General features: G+C 63.5%; 4 protein-coding genes. All 4 read left to right on the forward strand.

Annotated elements, in window-relative coordinates; all coding sequences use genetic code 11:
- On the forward strand, positions 1-978 hold a 978-nt coding region (locus tag ACFE70_RS18240; RefSeq protein WP_375419218.1), incomplete at its 5' end, for an NADP-dependent oxidoreductase.
- 219 nt (positions 979-1,197) lie between these two features.
- The gene (locus tag ACFE70_RS18245; protein WP_375419219.1) at positions 1,198-1,773 is read left to right on the forward strand and encodes a Crp/Fnr family transcriptional regulator; all 576 of its coding nucleotides are present in this window, start codon (positions 1,198-1,200) and stop codon (positions 1,771-1,773) included.
- A gap of 94 nt (positions 1,774-1,867) precedes the next feature.
- Positions 1,868-2,662 carry an SDR family NAD(P)-dependent oxidoreductase gene (locus ACFE70_RS18250; RefSeq protein ID WP_375419220.1) on the forward strand — a complete coding sequence of 265 codons (795 nt, stop codon included), beginning with the start codon at positions 1,868-1,870 and terminating at the stop codon, positions 2,660-2,662.
- A 62-nt stretch (positions 2,663-2,724) separates the two neighbouring features.
- The coding region (locus tag ACFE70_RS18255) for an EthD domain-containing protein (protein ID WP_375419221.1) at positions 2,725-3,035 on the forward strand (311 nt) is incomplete at its 3' end.

Below are 3,035 nucleotides of genomic sequence, written 5' to 3' on the forward strand. Positions count from 1 at the left end.
ATGAAAGCCATTCAATTGCACGGCTACGGCTTCGACCAGCTGCGTTACGAAGACATCCCGACCCCGCAGGCGGGTCCGGGTCAGGTAGTGGTGCGCGTGCGCGCTGCCTCCGTCAACCAAATCGACGCCGGCAGAGCTTCCGGGGCTTTGCGCCAGCTGCTCCCGCTGACCTTCCCCTGGACGCCCGGCGGTGACTTTGCCGGCACGGTCGAAGCCGTGGGCGCGGGCGTAACCAGCCATCTGCCGGGCGCCGAGGTGTACGGCACCGGCGCGGCCGGCGGCGACGAGCCCGCCTACGGGGGGGCCTACGCCGAGTACATCGTGGTGCCCGCCACCACCCTGGCCGCCAAGCCCCAAAGCCTCTCGTTTCTCGAAGCCGGGGCCGTGCCCATTGTCGCCCTAACCGCTTGGCAGGGACTGCAGGCCGCGCACCTGCAAGCCGGGCAAACGGTGCTCATTCACGGCGGCGCGGGAGCGGTTGGGGCTTTTGCGGTGCAATTTGCGCACCAACAGGGCGCAAAAGTTATCGCCACCGCCGCCGCGGAAGACCTGGATTTTGTGCGTGCCCTGGGGGCCAATGAGGTGATTGACTACCACGCCACCCGCTTCGAGACGGTAGTCCACCAAGCCGACGCCGTCCTCGACCTGGTAGGGGGCGACACGCAGCAACGCTCCTACGCCGTGCTGAAAGCCGGCGGCTACCTGGTTGCCACCAGCCAGCCGCCTTCGCCGGAAGAAGCCGCCAAACACGGGGTGCACGGCGTAATGTTCAAGTTCAAGCCCTCGGCCGACGACCTGGGCCACATCGCGCAGTTGCTCGACCAGGGTACGCTCAAGGTTGACGTGGCCCGCACCTATCCACTGGCCCAAGCGGGGGAGGCCTGGCAGGACAGTGTGCGCCACATGCCCCAGCGCGCCGGGGCCCCGGCGGTAGCGGCTCCCAAAATTCACGGTAAAATCGTGCTGGAAGTAGCGTAGGCCCGCCGCCTGGGCCGCTTGGGCCGCAGGGTAGCCCTTACCGAACTTTGTAGATTCCCCGCCAATGAAAAGAATAGAAAGCTAATTTCATCGAAGCCAGCTACCACCATTGGGCTACCAAGCTGAGCGAAGAAAACGGCTGGAACGAACGCGCTTGCAGCAGCTTGTCCTTCTAGCTGCTGGGCGTACTTCGCCGGCATCACGTTATCTTACTGGGGCATGCACTTACTACAGGCCTTCGTTGGCTCGCTACTGCCGATGACGGAGCAAGATTTTGCCCTGTTGACCCCGCACGTAGCAGCGCGAACAGTTGCTAAAGGCGCGCTGCTGCTGGAAGCCGGCCAGGTGTGCGGGTCCATTTTCTTTGTCAACACCGGCTTCTTCCGCATGTACTATGTTGGGGCCGATGGGCACGAAGTTAACTGCCGCTTTGCCGAAGCAGCCGGGTTTCTGACGGACTACCAGAGTTTTTTGACCCAGCAGCCGTCCCGCTACTCCTGGCAAGCCATGCAGGCCGCCGAAGTCCTGGTTTTGCCCTATGCCCTGGTGCAACGACTCTACCGCGAGTCGCCCGGGTGGGACCGTTTCGGACGGCTAATGGCCGAACGTGTGTACCAGCAAGTCAATGAGCGGATTGAATTGCTGCAATTCCTGACGCCGGAGCAGCGCTACCAGCACGTGCAGCGGCACCAGCCCGCGCTGCTGCAGCAGGTATCCCAGGCCCACCTGGCTTCCTACCTCGGGGTGCAGCCCGAGTCGCTCAGCCGCATCCGCCACCGGTTGGGGCAAAAATAGGAACTCACCGCGCGTTCTTAACCAACGTCAACGATTCCGGCCAGCTGGCAGCGGGACCTTTGCGCACCTAATCGCACGAATTTCCCTCATCCTTATGAATCAAGCACTTAAACCGCGGGCGCTCATTACGGGCGCTTCGGGCGGTATCGGCTACGAACTGGCCAAACTCTTTGCCAAAGACGGCACCAGCCTGGTCATCGTAGCCCGGCAAGAAGACCAGTTGCGCGCTATCAAGGCAGACTTTGAGCAGCAGTACGGCATCCAGGTCGACTATCAGGCGCTCGACTTGTCGCAGCCCGGCCAGCCCCAGGCCCTCTACGACTGGTGCCAGGCGCAGCCGTTCCAGGTTGACTTTCTCGTCAACAACGCGGGCTATGGCGACTACCGGCCGGTGGCCCAGGCCGACCCGGCTGTGTACGAGAACATGCTGGCCCTGAACGTCGTGGCCCTCACTACCCTCACCACCTTGTTTGTGCAGCAGATGGTAAAGCACCAGCAGGGGCGCATCTTAAACGTGGGCTCGCTGGCTGCCTTTCAGCCCGTGCCCCAGATGGCGGCCTACGCCGCCTCGAAGAGCTACGTCATGCACTTCACCGAGGCGCTGCACGCCGAGTTGCGGGGCACCGGCGTCAGCGCTACGGTGCTCAACCCCAACGTGACGAAAACGGGGTTTGTCGCCCGGGCCGGGATGGGCAAGGCCGCCAACGCCCAGGGCAAACAGCTCGACCCGGCGCAGGTGGCGCGCGCGGGCTACCAGGGGCTGCTGCGCGGGGCCCTCAACGTCGTGCCCGGCTGGGGCAACAAGCTGCTGGCCCTCAGCACCGGGCTCATGCCTTCGCGGCGGTTGCTGCTGGCCATCGCCACGCGCGTGTCCCGCGTCACCAAGTAGTGGCCGGGCTGCTCAACCATTTTCACTCAACCACATTTTTCATCTCCGTTTTCCTTCCGCCCATGATTAAGTTCACCATTTTGCTGCGCAAACGCGCCGACCTCACCCAGGAGGAGTTCGTGCAGTACCACAAAACCCAGCACGCGCCCCTGTTTACCTCCCTGCCCGAAGTGCAGCAGTACGTGCGCCGCTACGTGCAGGGCCACACCCAGGTCCTCGACCTGCCCGGGCTGCCGGCCCCCGCCTACGATGGCACGACCGAACTGTGGTTTGACTCACTAGAAGACATCGCCAAGGTTTTCGCAGCGGAAAGCTACATGCGGATTATCCGGCCGGATGAGGCTAAATTCCTGGACCTGCCCGGTTGCGGCTT

The organism is uncultured Hymenobacter sp. (assembly GCF_964243305.1).
Lineage (GTDB): Bacteria > Bacteroidota > Bacteroidia > Cytophagales > Hymenobacteraceae > Hymenobacter.